General features: G+C 68.9%; 18 protein-coding genes. 12 read left to right on the top strand and 6 right to left on the bottom strand.

Annotated features, from left to right (window positions below; all coding sequences use genetic code 11):
* Positions 1-55: 55 nt before the first annotated feature.
* Genes JX613_RS03255 through JX613_RS03215 form a run of 9 tightly spaced genes read left to right on the top strand, consistent with a single transcriptional unit; the run spans position 56 to position 6,853 of the window.
* A complete protein-coding gene (locus JX613_RS03255) occupies positions 56-532 on the top strand; it encodes a flagellar basal body-associated FliL family protein (protein WP_207100019.1) in 477 nt (158 codons plus the stop codon).
* Complete coding sequence (locus JX613_RS03250) at positions 529-888, top strand: hypothetical protein (protein WP_207100018.1); 360 nt, start codon at positions 529-531, stop codon at positions 886-888. Before JX613_RS03255 ends, JX613_RS03250 begins: the two co-directional genes overlap by 4 nt.
* Positions 881-1,420: a MotE family protein gene (locus JX613_RS03245; RefSeq protein ID WP_207100017.1), complete on the top strand. Its 540-nt coding sequence runs from the start codon at positions 881-883 to the stop codon at positions 1,418-1,420. Before JX613_RS03250 ends, JX613_RS03245 begins: the two co-directional genes overlap by 8 nt.
* A 12-nt stretch (positions 1,421-1,432) precedes the next feature.
* Positions 1,433-2,299: a flagellar motor stator protein MotA gene (motA, locus tag JX613_RS03240; protein ID WP_207100016.1), complete on the top strand. Its 867-nt coding sequence runs from the start codon at positions 1,433-1,435 to the stop codon at positions 2,297-2,299.
* A complete protein-coding gene (locus JX613_RS03235; protein WP_237168317.1) occupies positions 2,299-2,577 on the top strand; it encodes a hypothetical protein in 279 nt (92 codons plus the stop codon). Before motA ends, JX613_RS03235 begins: the two co-directional genes overlap by 1 nt.
* Entirely contained in the window at positions 2,574-4,661 is a 2,088-nt protein-coding gene (locus tag JX613_RS03230; protein WP_207100015.1) for a flagellar biosynthesis protein FlhA, read from the top strand. The genes JX613_RS03235 and JX613_RS03230 overlap by 4 nt, the downstream gene beginning before the upstream one ends.
* The gene (locus JX613_RS03225) at positions 4,661-5,416 is read left to right on the top strand and encodes a flagellar biosynthetic protein FliR (protein WP_207100014.1); all 756 of its coding nucleotides are present in this window, start codon (positions 4,661-4,663) and stop codon (positions 5,414-5,416) included. Before JX613_RS03230 ends, JX613_RS03225 begins: the two co-directional genes overlap by 1 nt.
* Entirely contained in the window at positions 5,413-6,474 is a 1,062-nt protein-coding gene (gene flhB, locus JX613_RS03220; RefSeq protein WP_207100013.1) for a flagellar type III secretion system protein FlhB, read from the top strand. The genes JX613_RS03225 and flhB overlap by 4 nt, the downstream gene beginning before the upstream one ends.
* Before the next feature lie 7 nt (positions 6,475-6,481).
* Positions 6,482-6,853 (top strand): hypothetical protein, encoded by a 372-nt coding sequence (locus JX613_RS03215; RefSeq protein WP_207100012.1) that lies wholly within the window; start codon positions 6,482-6,484, stop codon positions 6,851-6,853.
* A gap of 520 nt (positions 6,854-7,373) precedes the next feature.
* Here JX613_RS03215 and JX613_RS03210 read toward each other — a convergent pair.
* Positions 7,374-8,372, bottom strand: coding sequence for an endonuclease/exonuclease/phosphatase family protein (locus JX613_RS03210; protein WP_237168331.1), 999 nt, complete (start codon positions 8,370-8,372; stop codon positions 7,374-7,376).
* A 334-nt stretch (positions 8,373-8,706) separates the two neighbouring features.
* On the opposite strand from JX613_RS03210, the gene JX613_RS03205 reads away from it, so the two are divergent.
* Together JX613_RS03205 and JX613_RS03200 are read left to right on the top strand one after the other, a co-directional pair.
* On the top strand, positions 8,707-9,390 hold the full coding sequence (locus tag JX613_RS03205) for a calcium-binding protein (RefSeq protein ID WP_207100010.1): 684 nt from the start codon (positions 8,707-8,709) through the stop codon (positions 9,388-9,390).
* Positions 9,391-9,551: 161 nt separating this feature from the next.
* Positions 9,552-11,138: an OpgD/OpgG family glucan biosynthesis protein gene (locus JX613_RS03200; RefSeq protein ID WP_207100009.1), complete on the top strand. Its 1,587-nt coding sequence runs from the start codon at positions 9,552-9,554 to the stop codon at positions 11,136-11,138.
* Positions 11,139-11,197: 59 nt separating this feature from the next.
* On the opposite strand, the gene JX613_RS03195 is transcribed toward JX613_RS03200, so the two are convergent.
* From JX613_RS03195 to JX613_RS03185, 3 genes are read right to left on the bottom strand one after another with little or no spacing between them, the layout of a single operon-like run.
* Positions 11,198-12,709 carry a malonate--CoA ligase gene (locus JX613_RS03195; RefSeq protein WP_207100008.1) on the bottom strand — a complete coding sequence of 504 codons (1,512 nt, stop codon included), beginning with the start codon at positions 12,707-12,709 and terminating at the stop codon, positions 11,198-11,200.
* A complete protein-coding gene (locus JX613_RS03190; protein ID WP_207100007.1) occupies positions 12,706-14,082 on the bottom strand; it encodes a malonyl-CoA decarboxylase domain-containing protein in 1,377 nt (458 codons plus the stop codon). The genes JX613_RS03195 and JX613_RS03190 overlap by 4 nt, the downstream gene beginning before the upstream one ends.
* Positions 14,083-14,112: 30 nt before the next feature.
* Positions 14,113-15,492 carry an SLC13 family permease gene (locus tag JX613_RS03185; RefSeq protein WP_207100006.1) on the bottom strand — a complete coding sequence of 460 codons (1,380 nt, stop codon included), beginning with the start codon at positions 15,490-15,492 and terminating at the stop codon, positions 14,113-14,115.
* Between the two features lie 159 nt (positions 15,493-15,651).
* On the opposite strand from JX613_RS03185, the gene JX613_RS03180 reads away from it, so the two are divergent.
* Positions 15,652-16,311, top strand: coding sequence for a GntR family transcriptional regulator (locus tag JX613_RS03180; RefSeq protein WP_207100005.1), 660 nt, complete (start codon positions 15,652-15,654; stop codon positions 16,309-16,311).
* A 258-nt stretch (positions 16,312-16,569) separates the two neighbouring features.
* Here the strand turns inward: JX613_RS03180 and JX613_RS03175 are convergent, their stop codons facing one another.
* Positions 16,570-17,592: an AbrB family transcriptional regulator gene (locus tag JX613_RS03175; protein WP_336512261.1), complete on the bottom strand. Its 1,023-nt coding sequence runs from the start codon at positions 17,590-17,592 to the stop codon at positions 16,570-16,572.
* A 30-nt stretch (positions 17,593-17,622) separates the two neighbouring features.
* A complete protein-coding gene (locus JX613_RS03170) occupies positions 17,623-18,921 on the bottom strand; it encodes an MFS transporter (RefSeq protein WP_207100004.1) in 1,299 nt (432 codons plus the stop codon).
* Positions 18,922-18,993: the final 72 nt, after the last annotated feature.

Below are 18,993 nucleotides of genomic sequence, written 5' to 3'. Positions count from 1 at the left end.
AAGATTTCGTTAGTCGCGAGGTGCTAATTCCGTCTTGTCACGACGGAGAATCACCATGACCGATGCGACCGCCAACCTGGACACCGACCCGCCCGCAAAGGCGTCGGGCAAGAAGAAGCTGATCCCGATCCTGGCCGCCGTGGTGCTGGCGGGGGGGGGCTTTGCCTCGACCTATCTGGGGCTGTGGTCGCCCGCCGCGCTGCTGGCCCCCAGGGAGGAAGCCCCGGCCGTCCCGGCGACCGTCTTTGTCGCCGTCCCGGTGATCGAGCTGACCATCCCCGGCGGCTCGGGCCAAAGCCTGATCCTGGCCGCCAGCATCGAGACCGACAGCGCCCACAAGGCCCAAGTCGCGCATCTGATGCCGCGCGTGCAGGACGCCTTTACCGCCTTCCTGTCGGGCATCGACCCCGCCGCCTATGACAAGCGCGGCGTGTTGGAGATCATCCGGGCCGAACTGGTGACACGGTCCCGCTATGTGCTGGGCAACGAGGCCCTCAAGGATTTGCTGATCACGGAGTTTCGCTTCAAATGACCCTGGAACACGCCTTTCAAGCCGCGCTTCTGGCGGCATCGCTGGGACTGGGCACCTTTTGCCTGATCCTGTCGCGCAGGCTGCGGCGGCTCAATGACCTGGAAACCGGCCTGGGCGGCGCCATCGCCGTGATGGCGGCCGAGGTCGACCGCCTGGAAAGCGCCATCCGCAGCGCCCGGGCCGAGGCCACCGAGGCCGGCGAGGCCCTGTCGCGAGAGATCGCCGCCGCCCGCAAGGAACGCGCGCTGTGGGATCTGCGCCAGAAGATCACCCAGGCCCAAGCGGCGCCCGCTACCCCCGCCCCCGTCATCCCCCTGCGCCGGCTGCGCAAGCGCGTGGTGGCCGCCGATGCGTAAGCCGCTGATGATGCTGACGCTGGCCTTTGCGCTGCCCGCGGGCGCGGCGCTCTGGCAGGGCGGGGATCTGGCGCGGTTCTTCGCGGCCTCGGCCAGCTCAGACGACCTGCTGCAAGGCTGCACCGATGTCCCCGAGGCGGTGGCGCTGGCGACCGAATTGCGCGACCGCGCCCTGCGGATCGAACGCTACATGGAGGCGCTGGACACCCGCAAGGCCGAGCTTGCCACCGCCGAGGCCGCATTGCGCGCCCGCGCCACCGAACTCCGCCAGCAGAAATCCGGCATCCAGTCGCGCCGCGACACCGCCTCGCAAGCCGTGCGCGAGGATATCGACCGCCTGATCGCCGTTTATGACCAGATGAAGCCCGCCGAGGCCGCCGCCGTCCTGACTAACCTGCCTCCCGATTTCGCGGCCGAGATCCTGATGCGCGTCCAGCCGGAAACCGGCGCCCGCATCATCGCGGCGGTCGAGCCGCGCCAGGCCGCGCTGCTGACCGCCCAGATGGGCGCGCGCAGCGCCCCCACCGACTGAAGGAGAAAGCCCATGTTCGGCATCGTTGGCATCGTCGTGACCTTTGCGATGGTCTTTGGCGGCTATATCCTCGCCGGGGGCAAGATGGGGGTGATCACCCATTCGCTGCCCTTCGAGATGATGATGATCGGCGGCGCGGCCATCGGATCCTATCTGCTGACCAATGACAGCCACACCCTGAAGCATACGCCCAAGGGGATCCTCCAGGCGTTCAAAGGGCCGAAATGGACGGAATCCGATCATCAGGACGTGCTGTGCCTGATGTTCCAGCTGCTCAAGATCGCGCGGGAAAACCCCGTGGCCCTGGAACAGCACATCGAGAACCCCACCGAATCGCCGATCTTCACCGCCTATCCCCGGCTTCTGGCCGATCACGAGGTCGTCTCGCTGATCGCGGACACGCTGCGCTCGGCCAGCCTGAACTATGACGATCCCTACCAGGTCGAGGAGATCCTGGCCCGCCGCCTGGCCGGCCTGCGCGAGGATGCGATGCACGTCCCCCATGCCTTGCAGAACATGGCCGACGCCCTGCCCGCGCTTGGCATCGTCGCCGCCGTCCTAGGCGTCATCAAGACCATGAGCGCCATCGACCAGCCCCCCGCCGTCCTGGGCGGCATGATCGGCGGCGCCCTGGTCGGCACCTTCCTGGGCGTGTTCCTGGCCTATGGCTTCGTGGCGCCCCTGGCCGGCCGCCTTGGCGGCGTCATCAAGCAGGACCTGGCCTTTTTCGACGTGATCAAGTCGGTGCTGATCGCGGGCCTTCACCAGCACGCCACCAACCTGTGCGTCGAGGTCGGCCGCCAGGCGGTGCCCGACCATGTCCGCCCCAGCTTCGACACGCTGGAAGCCGCGCTGCGCGACCTCAAGAAGGCCGCGTGATGATCGGGGCGCTGGTGATGGTGATGGGACTTTCTGGCGCGGCGGCGGCCGATCCGGCCCTGCTGCCCGAGGCCACGGCCCTGGCCGACGAGGCGACGGGCTGGCTGCTGGAGGGCGAGCCCCTGCCCCCCGACTATCGCGTCCGCCTGATGCGGATGCCGCCCGAGGCGCGGCTGCAGGCCCTGGTCTTCCTGCGCCGGGCCGGGCTGCTGACGGCGGACCCTTGGGCGCTGTCCGACATCCTGGCCCCCGCACCCGCCCCCGCAGGTGACGAATGAGCGCCGTTGCCGCCTTCCGGCTGAAGTCGCCTGACGCCTCGGTGCTGGTCACGGGGGGGCTGGTGCTGATCGTCATGTCGATGGTCCTTCCCCTGCCGCCCGCGCTCCTCGATTTCGGCTTTGCGCTGTCCATCGCGGCGGCCACGCTGATCCTGGTCATGGCCTCGCTGGTGGACCGGCCGACGGATTTCCAGGCCTTTCCGATGCTGCTGCTGGTCACGTTGGTGATCCGGCTGTCGCTGAACGTGTCGTCCACGCGGCTGATCCTGACCCAGGGCCACACCGGCACGGACGCGGCGGGCCACATCATCAACGGCTTTGCCAGCTTCGTCGCGGGCGGATCGCTGATGGTGGGGCTGACGGTCTTCGCGGTGATCTCGATCGTGAACTTCGTGGTCATCACCAAGGGCTCGGGCCGCATGGCCGAGGTCGCGGCGCGCTTTGCGCTGGATTCGCTGCCCGGCAAGCAGCTGGCCATCGACGCGGACCTGAACGCGGGCGCCATCGACCACCAGGAAGCTAAGACCCGCCGCCTGCGCGACCAGCAGGAGATCAACTTCTTCGGCTCGCTGGACGGGGCATCCAAGTTCGTCAAGGGCGACGCGGTGGCGGGCATCGTCATCACGCTGGTGAACCTGCTGGTGGGCCTCGGCATCGGCATCGTGGCGCACGGAATGCCCGTGGGCGAGGCGATGGCCACCTATTCCCACCTGACCATCGGCGACGGGCTGGTGGGCCAGATCCCCGCCGTCATCACCTCGATGGCGGCGGCGCTTCTGCTGTCGCGGGGCGGCGCGACCGACACCACCGCGCGGCTTCTTTCCAGCCAGCTGATCCGGGGCTGGCAGCCCGCCGCCGTGGTCGCCGCCGCGATGCTGCTGATGTCCTTCGTGCCGGGGATGCCGCGCCTGCTGTTCCTGGCCATCGCGGGCGCCCTGGCCTTTGGCGGCTGGCGGCTTTACCGCAAGGGCGCTGTCGCCCCCGCCCTGCCCGAGGTCAAGCCCGATGCCGCCGCGCCGCGCCCCGCCGCCCGCATCGGCGACGTGCTGGACACCGACGAGATCAGCGTCGAGATCGGCACCGACCTGGTGCTGATCGCGCTGGACCAGGCGCGCGGCCTCGGCAGCCGGATCACCAACCTGCGCATCCACATCGCCCGCGCCTATGGCCTGATCCTGCCCGACGTGCGCATCACCGACACGGACGAGCTGCATCCCGGCGACTACCAGATCCGCATCCACGGCGTGGTGCGCGGCCGGGGCAGCCTGCGGCCGGGCGCGATCCTGGCGCTTGGCCCCGATGCCGTGTTGCAGGGCCTTTCCGGCGATGCGGTGCGCGAACCCGTCTATCTCAGCCCTGCGCGCTGGATCGACCGAAACGCCCAGGACGACGCCGCGACCCAGGGCGCCACCGTCGTCACCCCCATGGAGGTCCTGTCCACCCACCTGATGGAGGTCGTGAAGGCCAACCTGTCGTCCCTGCTGACCCTTGGCGCCATGCAGCGTCAGATCGAGGAGCTGAAGACCCTGTCCGACAGCGCGCGGGCCGAACGCAACCGCCGTTACTTCGACGGCATGATCCCCGACAAGGTCTCGGCCGAGATGCTGCTGGCGGTGCTGCGCGCGCTGCTGGACGAAAAGGTCTCGATCCGCAACCTGCCGCTGATCGTCGATGCCATGGCCGAGTTCCGCAGCATCGATTCGGTGGAAACGGTCTATGAGCTGGTGCGCAAGCGCCTGCGCGGCCAGATCACCCAGCAATACAGCGATCCTGCGGGCGCCATCTCGGCCTTGCAGCTGCATCCGGGGTGGGAGGCCGAATTCGTCCGCGCCGATGCCGAGACCGGCCGCGCGGGCGGCGGCGCGATGACGCCCGCCTTGTCGCGCAAGCTGCTGGACGCCGTGCGCCGCGCCATGGCCGCGGCCGAGCCTGCCTTGCAGACCGTGCTGGTCGTTCCCGATCACCGGCGGCGGATGCTGCGCGCGGTCCTGGGATCGAACGGCATCGCCATGCCGGTCCTGGGGCTGGAGGAGATCGACCCCGGCGCCGAGCTGCGCCTTGTCGGCACGGTCGAGGTCGGGTGATGTGGGACCAGCTTTCCCAGTTGCTGCCAGGGTTCGACTGGACCTGGGTGCTGGTCTATCTGCGCGTGCAGGCCCTGGTGCTTGTCCTACCCGGCCTGGGCGAACGGGTGATCCCGGTCCGCGTCCGCGCCGCCGCCGCCATGGCCGTGACGCCGATGCTGGCGGGGCTGGTCCCGCCCGCCGCCGCACCGGACGCTCCGCTGGGGACGCTGGCCCAGGCGGCGGGCGAAACGCTGATCGGGCTGGCCGCCGGGATGGGCCTGCGGCTGCTGGCGCTGTCGCTGGACATCGCCACCTCGGCCATCGCGGCCACGGCCTCGCTGTCGCAACTGGTCGGCGGCCAGAACGAGGCCGCGCCCCATCCCATCGGCAACATGCTCCATCTGGCGGGGCTGGCCGCGCTGATGGCGCTTGGCCTGCCGGTGATGCTGGTGCAGCTGATGGCCGACAGTTTCGCGATCTGGCCCCCCGGCGGCTGGCCCGACGCGGACGGCCTGGCGACCGAGGCGATCCGCCTGGCCGCCCGCAGCTTCTGGATCGCGATGCTGCTGGCCGCGCCCTTCACGCTGGGGGGCTTCATGTTCCAGGCCCTGTCGGGCGTCATCAACCGCGTCATGCCCGCGCTGCCCGTGATCTTCATCGGCTCGCCCGCCGCGATCATGCTGGCGCTGGCGGCGCTTGCCCTGCTGGCGCCGGTGCTGATCATGATCTGGGCCGACGCGATCCTGGGCTACATGCTGCCGGGGGCGCCATGAGCGAGGAGAACGACGACAAGCCTTTCGAGGCCTCGGACCAGAAGCTGCGCAAGGCGCGCGAAAAGGGCGACATTCCCCGGTCCGCCGAACTGAACGTCGCCGCCATGTATGGGGGCGCCTGGCTGGCCTTCGCGGTGGGCGGGGGCCTGGCGGTCCGGGCCTGGCTGTCGATGGCCACGCGCGCGCTTGGGGCCGAGGGCTGGACGCCGGGCACCACCGGCGCGATCGCCGCGGCCCTGGGCCAATATGCGGGATGGGCGGTGCTGGCGCTGGCGGCGGTGCCCGCGCTGGTGATCCTGGTGGCGCTGATCGGCGGGCGCGGGCTGGTCTTTGCGCCGCAGAAGCTGGCGTTCGACCTGAACCGGATCAACCCGATGAAGACCGCCGCGCAGAAATTCGGCAAGTCGGGGCTGGTGAACTTCGCCATCTCGCTGGGCAAGGTGGCGCTTGTGGGCGTGGGGGGCTGGTTCTTGTTCCGCGCCCTTCTGGGGCATCTGGCGGCAAGCCCGCTGGCGGGGGACCGCTGGATCGCCGACCTGGGCGTGCTGCTGGGCCGGGTGCTGGCCCTGGCGCTGGCGATCTCGGTCCTGTTCGCGGGGCTGGACATGGGCTGGCAATGGTTCGACCACCGCCGCAGGAACCGCATGACCCGCAAGGAGATGGAGGACGAATACAAGGACTCGGAAGGCGATCCGCATTTCAAGGCCGCCCGCCGCCAGCGCGCGGTGGACATCGCCACCAAGCAGATGCTGGCCGATGTCGCCAAGGCCGACGTGGTGATCGTGAACCCCACCCATTACGCCGTGGCCCTGCAATGGAAGCGCGGCAGCGGGCGCGCGCCGGTGTGCCTGGCCAAGGGCACGGACGAGGTCGCGGCCCGGATCCGCGAGCGCGCCCGGGAACACCGCGTGCCGATCTTCCCCGACCCCCCAAGCGCCCGCGCCATCCATGCCACGGTCGAGATCGGCCAGGAAATCCGCCGAGAGCAGTTCGCCGCCGTCGCCGCCGCGATCCGCTTTGCCGAAAAGATGCGCGAAAAGGCGAGGGCCGGATGGTGAAAGCAACATGACAAAGGAAAGCGACAAGCTGGCGCAGCTGGAACGCATCGCCCGCATCAAGGCGGAACGGGAACTGAAACGCTTTGCCGCCTTCAGCCTGCACATGACCCAGGCCCGCATCAAGGCGGACGCGATGCGCACCGCGCTGGACCAAAGCTACCGCAGCGCCGCGCCCCTGTCGGTGGCCGAGGCGCGCATCGCCAATGCCCAGGCCGGCCGCAGCGCGCGAGAGTTGCGCCAGGCCGAGTCCGAGGTCGCGCGGATGCTGCCGCGCTTTGACATCGCCCGCCGCGACGCCGCCCGCGAATTCGGCCGGGCCGAGGTGCTGCTGAACCTGTCGGCGCTCCGCCGCGCGGACGAAAAGGCGCCACGCTATTGAAAGGCCAGCCTTCGGGAAGTCCGCCGGTGATGGGGGGAACCCCGCCCTACGGGCGATCCTGCATAGAGCGGGGTTCCACTTCACCATTGCAGTCTTGGCACTGACAGGCACCGCCTTGGAAGCCGTTATCGCGGGATCGGCAGTCCGGCAAAAGCTAGGCCTCCAGCCATCGCGCGCACGGGTAACCGCTTCGCCCTGTCCCGTGCCCAAGGATCCCGCTTGCAGCGCAGGGTAGGGTTCTACCCCACCACTGTGATTGTGGCGTCGGCAGGCACCGCCCGCCGTTGAAGCCGTTACCGCGACTCAACGGTCTGGCGAAAACGGCGGCACCAGCCATCCAGCGCAGAGGTTGTCCGATCCGCCTGTCCCACCTGCCGGGATCCCGACTGCGCCGTGGGGGGCTTTTTACCCCACTATCCTTGCGCATGGCGTGAGGATCGTCGGCAACGCCTCGCCCCGGACCTGCCCGGACGGCAGGGGTCATGCGCGGCGAAGGCCTTGGCCCTAGCCCTGGCCTTGGTCAGTCACGCGCCGGCGACCCCAGGTCGATATCCACCCAGACCAGCCGGTGATCCGAGGCGGCCTCGACCGCCGCGGCCAGCGGATCGCCCGGCGCGGGCCAGATCACGCCGCTGCCGGTGACGCGCAGTCCCTTGGCGGGCAGCACATAGTCCACGCGCAGGTTGCCGGGCCCGGCGGGATCGAAGGCGCCCGTGTCCAGCGCCGGGTCGCCCCGATGCGCGGCATTGACGCCGGTCTGTTCCGGCTGGAACGCCCCCCTGGGCTGCGGATCGGACGCAAGATCCAGCAGCGCCGCCATGGCCTCGGGCCGCCCCTCGCCATCCACCAGATCCAGGTTCGGAGTGCCCAGCAGCACGAAGGGCGCGTCCGGCAGGTGGTGCAGCCAGAAGGCGGCCTCGTCATGGTTGCGGCGGCCGTTGCGGTCCTCGGGGCCGTCGAAGACCGGGGGCGTCGCCGACCAGGCCAGCAGGTGCAGCGCCCCCCGGCCGGTCAGCACCGGCACGTCCCAATGCGCGGTCGAGGACAGGCGCTGGACCTTTGCCAGTTCAGGCGCAAGCGGGGGCATCAGGTTGCCCGGAACATCGCGCCACAGCACCGCCGAATGGTCCGTGACCGCCCCCAGCGGCAGGCGCGACAGGATCGCCATGCCGTTCTGCCCGGAAAACTGCCCGAAGCCCTGGGCGTCGTCGGCCCCGCCCGCGCGCCCGTCGCCATCCGCGTCCAGCCCGGTGGGCATCCCGCTGTTCGGGCGGGCGGCAAAGCGGTGCGGCATGGGGTGGCCCGCCTGCTCCAGCACCCCGGCAAAAGCCGCCAGCGCCAGCCCGTCCCCGTCCCAGTCGAACCCGGTCAGCACGATCACGTCGGGCGCCGCAGAGGCGATCACCTGCGCCGCCGCCAGAACCTGCGGATCGGCCCAGCGGATGTCGCGCAGCAAAAGCCCCGGCCCCTTGCGCGTCAGCCCGGGGTCATAGGCCGCCACGCGCAGATCCTGCGCCATGGCGCCGGTGGCAAGAAAGGCCGTCATGATCCAGGCAAGGGCTCTCATCCCGCAGGAATTGCACGGGTCGCGTGCGGTGCCAAGGGCCCCCGGCAGGCGGGGCAGGCAGTCCGGGCCCAGCCTGCTTCGTCGTGGTCCCCGCATCGGCCAGGGAAAGCGCCCCCGGCGCAGGCGGCACGAAAACGGCACCCCCGCCAAGGCCGCGGCGCCACCACCTTGTCATTCGCGCGTTACGATCCCGGTCCAGGCTGATCGCCGGATCCCGGGACAGGCCGCTGCTGCCTTGGGCGGAGCAGCGCGGCCTTTCATCCCCGCCCTTGCAGGAGAGACTGACATGGCGATCTATCGCGGAAACGACGGCGACAACCGCTACAGCGGCACAAGCGCGGCGGACCTGATCCTTGGCCGGTCGGGCGACGACCGGCTGCGCGGCAATCGCGGCAACGACACCATCGACGGCGGCGAAGGCAACGACTCGCTGGAAGGCGGGGTGGGCAGCAACGTCATCCGGGGCGGGTCGGGCAACGACGCGATCTGGGCCCGCGGGGGCAACGACCGCGTCAATGCGGGCGAAGGCAACGACACGGTGCGCGTGGGCGGGGGCGACAACGCCGTCGTTCTGGGCGAGGGCAACGATGTCGCCGTCACCGGCGGCGGGCGCGACATCATCGACGGGGGCGAGGGCAACGACCGCATGATGGCGGGCGCGGGCAACGACATCCTGCGCGGCGGCGAAGGCGACGACGTGCTGAACGGCGGGCTTGGCAACGACCGGCTGACGGGCGGCGAAGGCGCGGACCGCTTTGTCTTCAACGGCGGCATCGACCGCATCACCGATTTCCAGAATGGCGACGACGCCATCGACCTGTCGGCCTTTGCGCGCTTCACCAGCTTTGCCAGCATCCGCGCCGCCGCCAGCCAGAGCGGATCGGACATCATCATCAAGGCGGGTGCCAACCGCCTGGTGATCGAGGACACGCGCCTGAGCCAGCTGGACGGCGACGACTTCATCTGGTGAGGCCCGCAGGCCAGGCCGACCTGCGGCCTGGCCGCCACGATGCAGGCTTGCGACACTGCCGGGCAAAAGGCGGCGGCGGATTGCCGAAGGCTGCGCCCGGGCTTGCATTTGCGCCAGAAGCGAACATCTTGCCGCGCAAACCCCCGGCCCCCCGAGTTCCCATGCCCCCCCATCGTCCAAGCCGCCGCCATGTCCTGCAAGCCGCCCTGGGCAGCGGGGCGTTCTTCCTGCTGCCGCATCTGGCGCGGGCCCAGGAACCGGCAGGCGGCGAAAGCCAGCCCTTTTCCTTCGACCGGCTTCGCGACATGGCCCGCGACATGGCGGCCCGGCCCCATGTCGCCCCCGAGATCGCCGATCCCGAGATCCTCGACCAAGTGGATTACGACCGCCACAACCAGGTCCGCTTCCGCGCCGACCGCAGCCTGTGGCGGGGCCAGGGCAACATCTCGCCCGTGCAGGCCTTTTTCCCCGGCCTTTATTTCCGCAATCCCGTGCGGATCCACACGGTCAAGGACGGCATGGCGACCGAGGTGCCCTTCTCGCTGGACCTGTTCGAGATCCCCGAGGGCAACCCCGCCCGCCTGCTGACGCGCACCAAGGGCTTCGCGGGCTTTCGCGTCCAGGACGCCCGGACCGGGGTGGACTGGATGGCTTTCCTGGGCGCGTCCTACTGGCGGACCTCGGGATATAGCGGGCAGTTCGGGTTGTCGGCGCGCGGGCTGGCCATCGACACCGCCATCCCGAACGGCCCCGAGGAGTTCCCGCTGTTCACCCATTTCTGGCTGGAACCTGCGCAGAACGGGGACCTGACGGCCTATGCGCTTCTGGACAGCCCGCGCGCGACCGGCGCCTATCGCATCGAATCAAGGCGCGGCAATGGCGTGGCGCAGGACATCACCGCCACGGTGTTCCTGCGCGACGCGGTGGAACGCCTGGGGATCGCGCCGCTGACCTCGATGTTCTGGTTCGGCAAGAACACGCCCCATGTCGCCCCGGATTGGCGGCCCGAGGTGCATGATTCCGACGGGCTGGAGATCCTGGCGGGCAATGGCGAACGCATCTGGCGGCCCCTGAACAACCCGCCGGGGACCATGGTGAACAGCTTCGCCGCGCCCGGGGTCAAGGGGTTCGGCTTGATGCAGCGGGAACGCGATTTCGCGCAATATCAGGACGATGGTGTGTTTTATGACCGCCGCGCCAGCGCCTGGATCACGCCCCGGGGCGATTGGGGCGATGGGGCGGTGGTGCTGTCCGAACTGCGCACCGATGACGAGATCCACGACAACATCGTGGCCTTCTGGCAGCCCGCCGGTCCGACCGCGAAGGGCCAGCAGCACGATTTCGCCTATCGTCTGGACTGGGTCCGCGACAACCCGGCGGTCAGCCCCATCGCGCATTTCACCGCCACCCGGATCGGCGCGGGCGGCATCCCCGGCCAGCCGCGCCCCAAGGGAGTGGTCAAGGTCGTCTGCGATTTTGCCGGGCCGAACCTGAAGGGCCTTGGCCGAGAGGACGGGCTGGCCCTGTCGGTCTCGACCGGGCAGGCGCAGGTGTCGAACACGGCGGTTTATCCGGTCATGGGCACCGATTACTGGCGGGCGCTGTTCGACCTGTCCTTCGCGGAAACCGGCACGGCGCCCATCGACCTGCGCGCCTATGTCGATCACGGCGGGACGGCCATGACGGAAACGCTGATCCTGCAACTGTTCCCGTCCCAACTGCGCGCCCTGCTGGCCCGCACACCGTAGGGTGCGTGCTTGCACGCACCTTTCCCCCCGCAAGGCAGCGGTGCGTGCAAGCACGCACCCTACGCGTAGAGGTTGCCGAACCGGTCGCGCAGCAGGTTCTTCTGCACCTTGCCCATGGTGTTGCGGGGCAGTTCGTCCACGAAGACCACGCGCTTTGGCTGCTTGAACTTCGCCAGCCGCCCGTCGAGCGCCGCCAGCACATCCGCCTCGGACAGGGCATCCGGCGCGGCGGGCACCACGACCGCCGTCACCCCTTCGCCGAAATCATGGTGCGGCAACCCGATCACGGCGGATTCGACCACGCCGGGAAGGGCGTCGATCTCGGACTCGATCTCCTTGGGATAGACGTTGTAGCCGCCGGTGATGATCAGATCCTTGCCGCGCCCGACGATGTGCAGGTATCCGCGTTCGTCGAACTTCCCCAGGTCGCCGGTGATGAAGAAGCCGTTCTCGCGCAACTCGGCGGCGGTCTTTTCCGGCATCTGCCAATAGCCCTTGAAGACGTTGGGGCCGCGCACCTCGATCATGCCGATCTGATCCCGGGGCAGTTCCGCGCCGGTTTCGGGATCGGTCACGATGATGTCCACCCCCGGCAGGGGCATCCCCACGGTGCCCGCGATCCGGTCGCCGTCATAGGGGTTCGAGGCGTTCATGTTCGTCTCGGTCATCCCGTATCGCTCCAGGATCGCGTGGCCGGTGCGGGCCTGCCATTCCCGATGCGTTTCCGCCAGCAGCGGCGCGCTGCCGGAAATGAACAGCCGCATATGCGCCGTCCGGTCTCGGTCCAGCCGGTCGTCCTGCAAAAGCCGGACATAGAAGGTGGGCACGCCCATCAGGACGGTGGCGCGGTCCATCAGGCCCAGGATCCGGTCGGGGTCGAACTTGGGCAAAAAGATCATCGACGCGCCGGAAAACAGCGTCACGTTGGTCGCCACGAACAGGCCATGCGTGTGAAAGATCGGCAGCGCGTGGATCAGCACGTCGTCCGCCGTATAGCGCCAGGCCTCGCGCAGCGCGTCGGTGTTCGACACGAGGTTGCCGTGAGTCAGCATCGCGCCCTTGGACCGCCCCGTCGTCCCCGAGGTGTAAAGCAGCGCCGCCAGGTCGTCCGCCTCACGCGGGACGGTCGCGAAATCGGGCGAGGCATCGGCGGCGGCATCCGTCAGGCTGCCCTGCCCGCCTGCGTCCAGCGTGACGATCTTCGCGCCTGCCCGGTCTGCGGCGTCTTTCAGCGCATCGGCCCGCGCGGGATCGCAGACAAAGACGGCGGGCGTCGCGTCGCCGATGAAATAGTCGATCTCGGCGGGCGTATAGCCGGTGTTCAGCGGCAGGAAGACCGCGCCCGCGCGCACGGCCGCCAGATAAAGGATGATCGCCTCGACCGATTTTTCCACCTGCGCGGCCACCCGGTCGCCGGGCGCAACGCCCAAGGACACAAGCGCATTGGCCATGCGGCCCGTCCGCGCGATCAGGTCTGCATAGCTGATCCGCTCGCCCTTGGGCGTCTCGATGGCGGCGGCTTGCGCGTCGGTGATGCCCGATTGCAGGATATCGAACAGGTTGGCGGTCATGGCTTTTCCTTCGTGGAGGTTTGCTCGGGGGGCAGGTGGCGGCGCACGGCGTCGGATGCGGCGATCTCGGTGCGTTCGGCGAAGGCCTCGTGGTTCGCCTCGATCCGGTTCAGGTCATACAGGTAATTGACCATCAGCCCGTGCGACTGCTTCAACCCGTTGGACGACACATCGCCCGCGAAGTTCAGCCGCTCCAGGCAGGCCCCGTTGCCCAGGTGGAAGCGGGCGACGGGATCGACGGCGCGGCCCTTGGCGTCGCGGGCGCGCAGGAAATAGATCGCGGCGGCGGCCAACAGCGGCTCGCGCAGCGCCTGCGCGGCATCCGGGTCCACATGCCAGCCGGGCTGGTCCAGGGGGGTCAAGGCCGCGCGCAGGTCGTCGTCCAGCAGGTCGCCCCCTTCACGGGCCTTCGCCAGCCAGGCGGCGAAGCCCGGCACCGGGGACAGGGTGACGAAGGTCTGGATATTGGGCAGTTCGGCCTTCAGTTCCTCGACCACCTGCTTGATGAGGAAATTGCCGAAGGACACGCCCGCCAGCCCCCGCTGCGTGTTCGAGATGGAATAGAAGACCGCCGTGCTGGCCTGGTGGGCGTCGATGGGGGTGCGGTCCAGATCCAGCAGCGGCGCCACGGTGTCGGGGATAGCCTTGGTCAGCGCGACCTCGACAAAGATCAGGGGTTCATCGACCAGTTGCGGGTGGAAGAAGCCATAGCAGCGCCGGTCGGTCGGTTGCAGGCGGTTGCGCAGGTCATCCCAGTTCTGGATGGCATGGACGGCCTCGTAGCGGATGATCTTTTCCAGGATGGCGGCGGGGGTGTTCCAGTCGATATGGCGCAGCACCAGGAAGCCCCGGTTGAACCAGGACGCGAAGAGATGCGCGAAATCGCTGTCCACCCGGCGCAGGGACGGGTTGTCCTTGAGGTGGCGCAGCAATTCCTCTCGCATCCGGACCAGCGCCGCCGTCCCGCCGGGGGCCAGGTTCAGGCGGCGGAACAGTTCCTGGCGGCGGGGTTCGGCGGCGGTGTGCAGCGCCTCGACGGCCTCGACGGAACCGGGGTCCGCCTGGATGACTGCCAACGCCTTGCCCACCGCCTTGGGATCGGGGCCGAAGCGGTCGGCAAGCATCGCCAGGAACTCCAGCCGCTTGCCCTCGTCCGCGTCCTCGAAGGCCATGACCAAGGCGCGGGCCAAGGCCACGCCGGACGCCTCGCCCCGGCGCGACAACAGCAGCTCGCCCATTTCGGGCAGGCCGGGGGGTGCCGTCACCTGCCCCGCCCCGTCGCGCCAGCGCAGCAGGGCGCGGCCGCGGTCGGTCAGCATGTCGAACAGGTCGCCAAAGCGGCTTGGGCGGGGGGTCTGCACGGTCCTGGTCACGCGTGTCTCCTGTGAAAGGGCGCCGCCGGATCAGCCCGGCAGCACGACGAAGATCAGCCACAGCACCACGGGCGCGACCACGGTCACGATCGCGCCATAGCTCAGCAGCTTGCGGAAGAAGGCCTGCCGGTCAATGCCATGGGCATTGGCCAGCACCAGCGCGCCGTTGGTGGAAAACGGGCTGACATCGACGATGGTGGACGCGACCGCCATGCCCGCGATGAAGCCGATGGCCCCCACGCCGCTTTCCCCTTGCAGGAAGGGCACCGCCAGCGGGATCAGCGACCCCAGCACGGCGGTGGACGAGGCGAATGCCGACACCACCGCGCCGATGAAGAACAGCATCAAGGCCGCCAGCATGGGCGAGGCCATGCCCGCCACCGAATCCCCCACGAAGTCGATGGTGCCCATGTCTTGCAGCACCGCGACATAGGTGCTGACGCCCGTGATCAGCATGATCTCCGGCCAGGCGACCTGGGCCATGGCGCGTTTCTGCATGGTGGGGTTCCACAAGGCCAGCGCCAGGCCGATGGTCAGCGCGACAAAGCCGATGTCCAGGTTGAAGGCCAGCACCAGCACCGCCAGCAGGACCAGCCCGGCCAGCGTGAAGACCTGATAGGGCGTGCCGTCGGGCTGGTTGCCCTCCTCGACCTCGGCCACGAGGCGGTTGGAATCGCCGCCCGCTTCGGCGCCGATGCGGCGGCTCAGCGCCTCGGCCTCGCTGTCGCCGAAGATCTGCGGGCCGGTGGCGGCGCGGGCGATGTCCACATGCGGGACGCGGACGGGTTCCACCGTGTCGCGCGCGGCCATCAGCGTCCGCCCGCCCAGGACCATGAACAGGATCGCCGCCACCGCCGCGTTCACCAGGAAACTGGCCGCAAAGGTGGTCAGCGCCGACAAGGGCAGCCCGGCGTCCTGCACGACGCCGTTGGTGATGCCGCCATAGATGCTGATGGGCGAAAATCCCCCGGCCTGCGCGCCATGGACCACCATCAGGCCCATCAGCAGCGGGCTGATATGATAGCGGAAGGCGAATCCCAGGGCGATGGGCGCGACAATGGCGACCGCGCCGGGGCTGACGGCGCCCACGGCGGTCAGCAGGGCGGAAATCCCGAACATGATCCAGGGGATCGCGCCGATGCGGCCCTTGACCGCGCGCACGGCCATGCGCACCAGCCAGTCGATGGTGCCGTTGTTCTGGGCCAGCGCGAACAGCCAGGTGATGCCGACCAGCGTCAGGAACAGCCCGCCCGGAAAGCCCGCGATGATGTCCTTGGTCGCCTGCCCGGCCAGCAGCGTGCCCACCAGGAAGGCCCCGACAAAGGCCAGGACGCCCATGTTGATGGGCCAGATGGTCGCGATCACGAACATCGCGGCCAGGGCATAGATGGATATCAGATGTGGTGTCATGCGGTCCCCTCCGCTTGCATGAACGGCGTCGGATCCGCCTCCACACGAATCCTCCTCCCAGGATCGTTATACGCCGCGCTGGATATGATGTATATAACATAAGCAGTGATGGATGTTTCTTCGGGCTTCCGCTAGGATGCCCCGCAAGGAGGATCAGCCTTGTCCAGCGTTCCGAACACCCTGCGCATCCGCCGCGCCCTGGAAGACGCCATCGTCGCGGGCCGCTTCCTGCCCGGCACGCGCCTGGACCCCGAGGCGCTGGAGCGCGAGTTCGACTGTTCCCGCACCCCCATCCGAGAGGCATTCCAGCAACTGGAAGCCTCGGGCTTGGTGCGCGTCATGCCCAAGCGCGGCACCTTCGTCACGCAATGGTCGCCCGCCGAACTGGCCGAACGCTTCGAGGTCATGGCCGAGGTCGAGGCCAGTTGCGGCCGCCTCGCCGCCCGGCGGATCAGCGAGGGGGAACTGGCCGCGTTGCGGCAGGTGCATGACGACTGCCGCAGGTTGGCCCAGGCGGGCGAGGTCGAGGCCTATTACCACCGCAATTCCGATTTTCACCACTGCATCTACCGCGCCACGCACAACGTCTTCCTGACGCAAGAGGCCGCGCGGCTGCACGCGATGCTGCAACCCTACCGGCGGATGCAGTTGCAGGTCCGAAACCGCATCGGGCGGTCCTTCACCGAACATGACGCCATCGTCGCGGCCATCGAGGCGGGCGACGGCGAGGCGGCGGCGCGGGCCTTGCGCGATCATGTGATCGTGCAGGGGGACAGGTTCCACGACCTGATCGCGGTGCTGCGGCAGACGCTGGCCTGAGGGTTTGGCGGGGTGGAACCCCACCCCCCGTTTGCCGGGCGGGATCAGGAAACGCATCGCGTTTCCCCCGCCCTTTGCGCAGCGGTGCCATCAGAGACGGTGCAGCCCTGCGACCACATCAGGCCGGCGCCCGACCCGAGGGGGGCGTGAAGCGCCCGCCTGGGGTGGGGGCGGGCGCTGGCCGGGCCTTGAAGGCCCGGCGGTTCTGGAGGAGAGGGCGCGACGTGGCAAAGGCGATGGCCTTTGCCAGTCAGGCGTTCAGCCACGCCGCCGCCGGAGCAGCCGGAACAGGATCGGCGCGCCGGTCAGCACGATGATGATGCGGGTGATGTGGTGGACCACAACGAAGCTGAGATCGGCCCCCGCGATCAGCGCCAGCATCGACATCTCGGCCTGGCCGCCGGGCATGAAGGCCAGGAACCCCTCGACCGGCGGGGCGAGGCCGGTCAGGGTCACGAACTCTGTCACCGCGCCCGCCAGCACCGCCAGGATCAGCACGAAGACCGCCCCGCCCGCGACGGTTTCGCGCAGCTCGCGCAGGGTCACGCCCACGTAGCTGACGCCGATGCCGATGCCGATCAGGAACTGCGCGGCCAGCAGCGCCTCTCGCGGCGGGCGCATGTGCAGCACGCCCGCCAGCGACAGGACCGCCGCGACGATCAGCGGCCCCAGGATCGCCGCGCCGAACAGGCCCGCGCGCTCGGCCCCCTTCCAGCCGGCAATGGCGGCGGCGGCCATGACCAGCAATTCGGACAGGGGAATGTCGGTTGCGGGCTGGCCCACGGGATGGGTCAGTTCCACGCCATAGACGCCCACCAGCACCATGGGCCCCACCACCATGATGACCAGCAGCCGCGTGACATGGACCAGCGAGACTTGGCGCACATTCGCCCCCGCCTCGGCCCCGAAGATGGTCATGTCGGCCGCCCCGCCGGGCATCGCGGCATAAAACGCCGTCACCAGGTCGAAGCCGCAAAAGCGGCGGAAGAAGGGCACGCCCACCAGGCCGATGGCCGCGACATAGAACGGGATGATCGCGACCGAGGCCAGCATCGAGGGCAGCTTGGCCACCAGCGCGGGCGTCACGGATGCGCCGATGGCCACCCCCAGCACCGACCGCGCCGCGACCGAGACCGGGCCAAGCCCCATCAGCCGCACGCCCCACAGGGCCGCGGCCAGGGACGCCATCATCGGCCCGAACAGGAAGGGCAGCGGCAGGTCAAGCAGCCAGAACAGCCCGACGCCGATGACGCCCACCAGCACCGTCACCGCCTGCCGCACGCGCAAGCCGCCTGCCTGTCCCGTCCGCAATCAGACCTCGTCCCGGCCTGAGGCGAGGATGCAAAGCAGCGTGATCACCGCGGCCGCGCCCATGTAATAGCCCACATGGGTCAGGCCGTAATTCTGCTGCAACCAGGTCGCGGCATAGGGGGCCAGCGAGGCCCCGAAGATCCCCGCGAAGTTGAAGGTGATCGACGACCCGGTATAGCGCACCCGCGTCGGAAAGGGCGCGGCCAGTGCGGCGCCGATCACGCCATAGGTCAGGCCCATCAGGAACATGCCCACCGTCACGAACAGGTAAAGCCCGCCCTCGCCCCCGCCCATCAGCGGCGCCAGGAAGAAGGAAAACCCGCCGATCAGCACCGTGACCACGATCAGGAAGGGCCGCCGCCCGACCGCATCGGCGATCTTGCCCGCCAGCGGGATCGCGATGCCGAAGATGACCGAGCCATAGATCTGCATCAGAAGCGCGTCCATGAAGGCGATCTGGCGCACCTTGACGTTGTACGAAAGCAGCCAGGCCGAGCAGATGTAGAACAGCACGAATGTCACCAGCGCCACGAAGGTGCCCAGGAACAGGCTGCGCTTGTGGTTGCGGAACAGTTCCACCACGGGGACCGAGACGCGTTCCTCCTTTTTCACCGCTTCGGCGAATTCGGGGGTCTCGGTGATCGACAGGCGGACCCACAGGCCCAGGACGATCAGGATGATCGAGGCCAGGAAGGGCAGCCGCCAGCCCCAGGCCAAGAGGTCGTCCTGGGACATGAAGTGCAAGAGCACCCAGAAAAAGCCCGAGGACAGGAACAGCCCGACCGGCGCGCCAAGCTGGGGGAACATGCCATACCAGCTGCGCTTGCCTTCGGGCGCGTTCTCGGTCGCCAGCAGGACCGCCCCGCCCCATTCGCCGCCAAGGCCGAAGCCCTGGCCGAACCGGCACAGCGCCAGCAGCGCGGGGGCGGCGACGCCGATCTGGGCATAGGTCGGCAGAAGGCCGATGATGACGGTGGAAATCCCCATGGTCAGCAGCGCCGCGACCAGCGTGGCCTTGCGCCCGATGCGGTCGCCGAAATGGCCGAAGACGACCGCGCCGAAGGGCCGCGCGAAGAAGGCGATGGAAAAGGTCGCAAACGAGGCCAGCAGCGCGGTGGTCGCATCCGAGGCCGGAAAGAACAGGGTCGGAAAGACCAGCACGGCGGCCGTGGCATAGACGTAGAAGTCGAAGAACTCGATCGTCGTGCCGATCAGGCTGGCCAGCAGCACCCGGGCGGGGGAATTGACAGGGGTGCCGGGGCGCGCCCGGGCGGACGCGGAAATCGTCTGGTCAGTCATCGTTCATTGATCCGCTTGTTGTCAGAAGGGTCCGGCATCGCGGAAGATGCCAGTGCGGGCCTGCGCTAGCGC

It is taken from the genome of Paracoccus shandongensis (assembly GCF_017315735.1).
Taxonomy (GTDB): Bacteria; Pseudomonadota; Alphaproteobacteria; order Rhodobacterales; family Rhodobacteraceae; genus Paracoccus; species Paracoccus shandongensis.
Note: the sequence above shows the minus strand (reverse complement) of the source record. Positions and strands in the feature narration are given on the sequence as shown.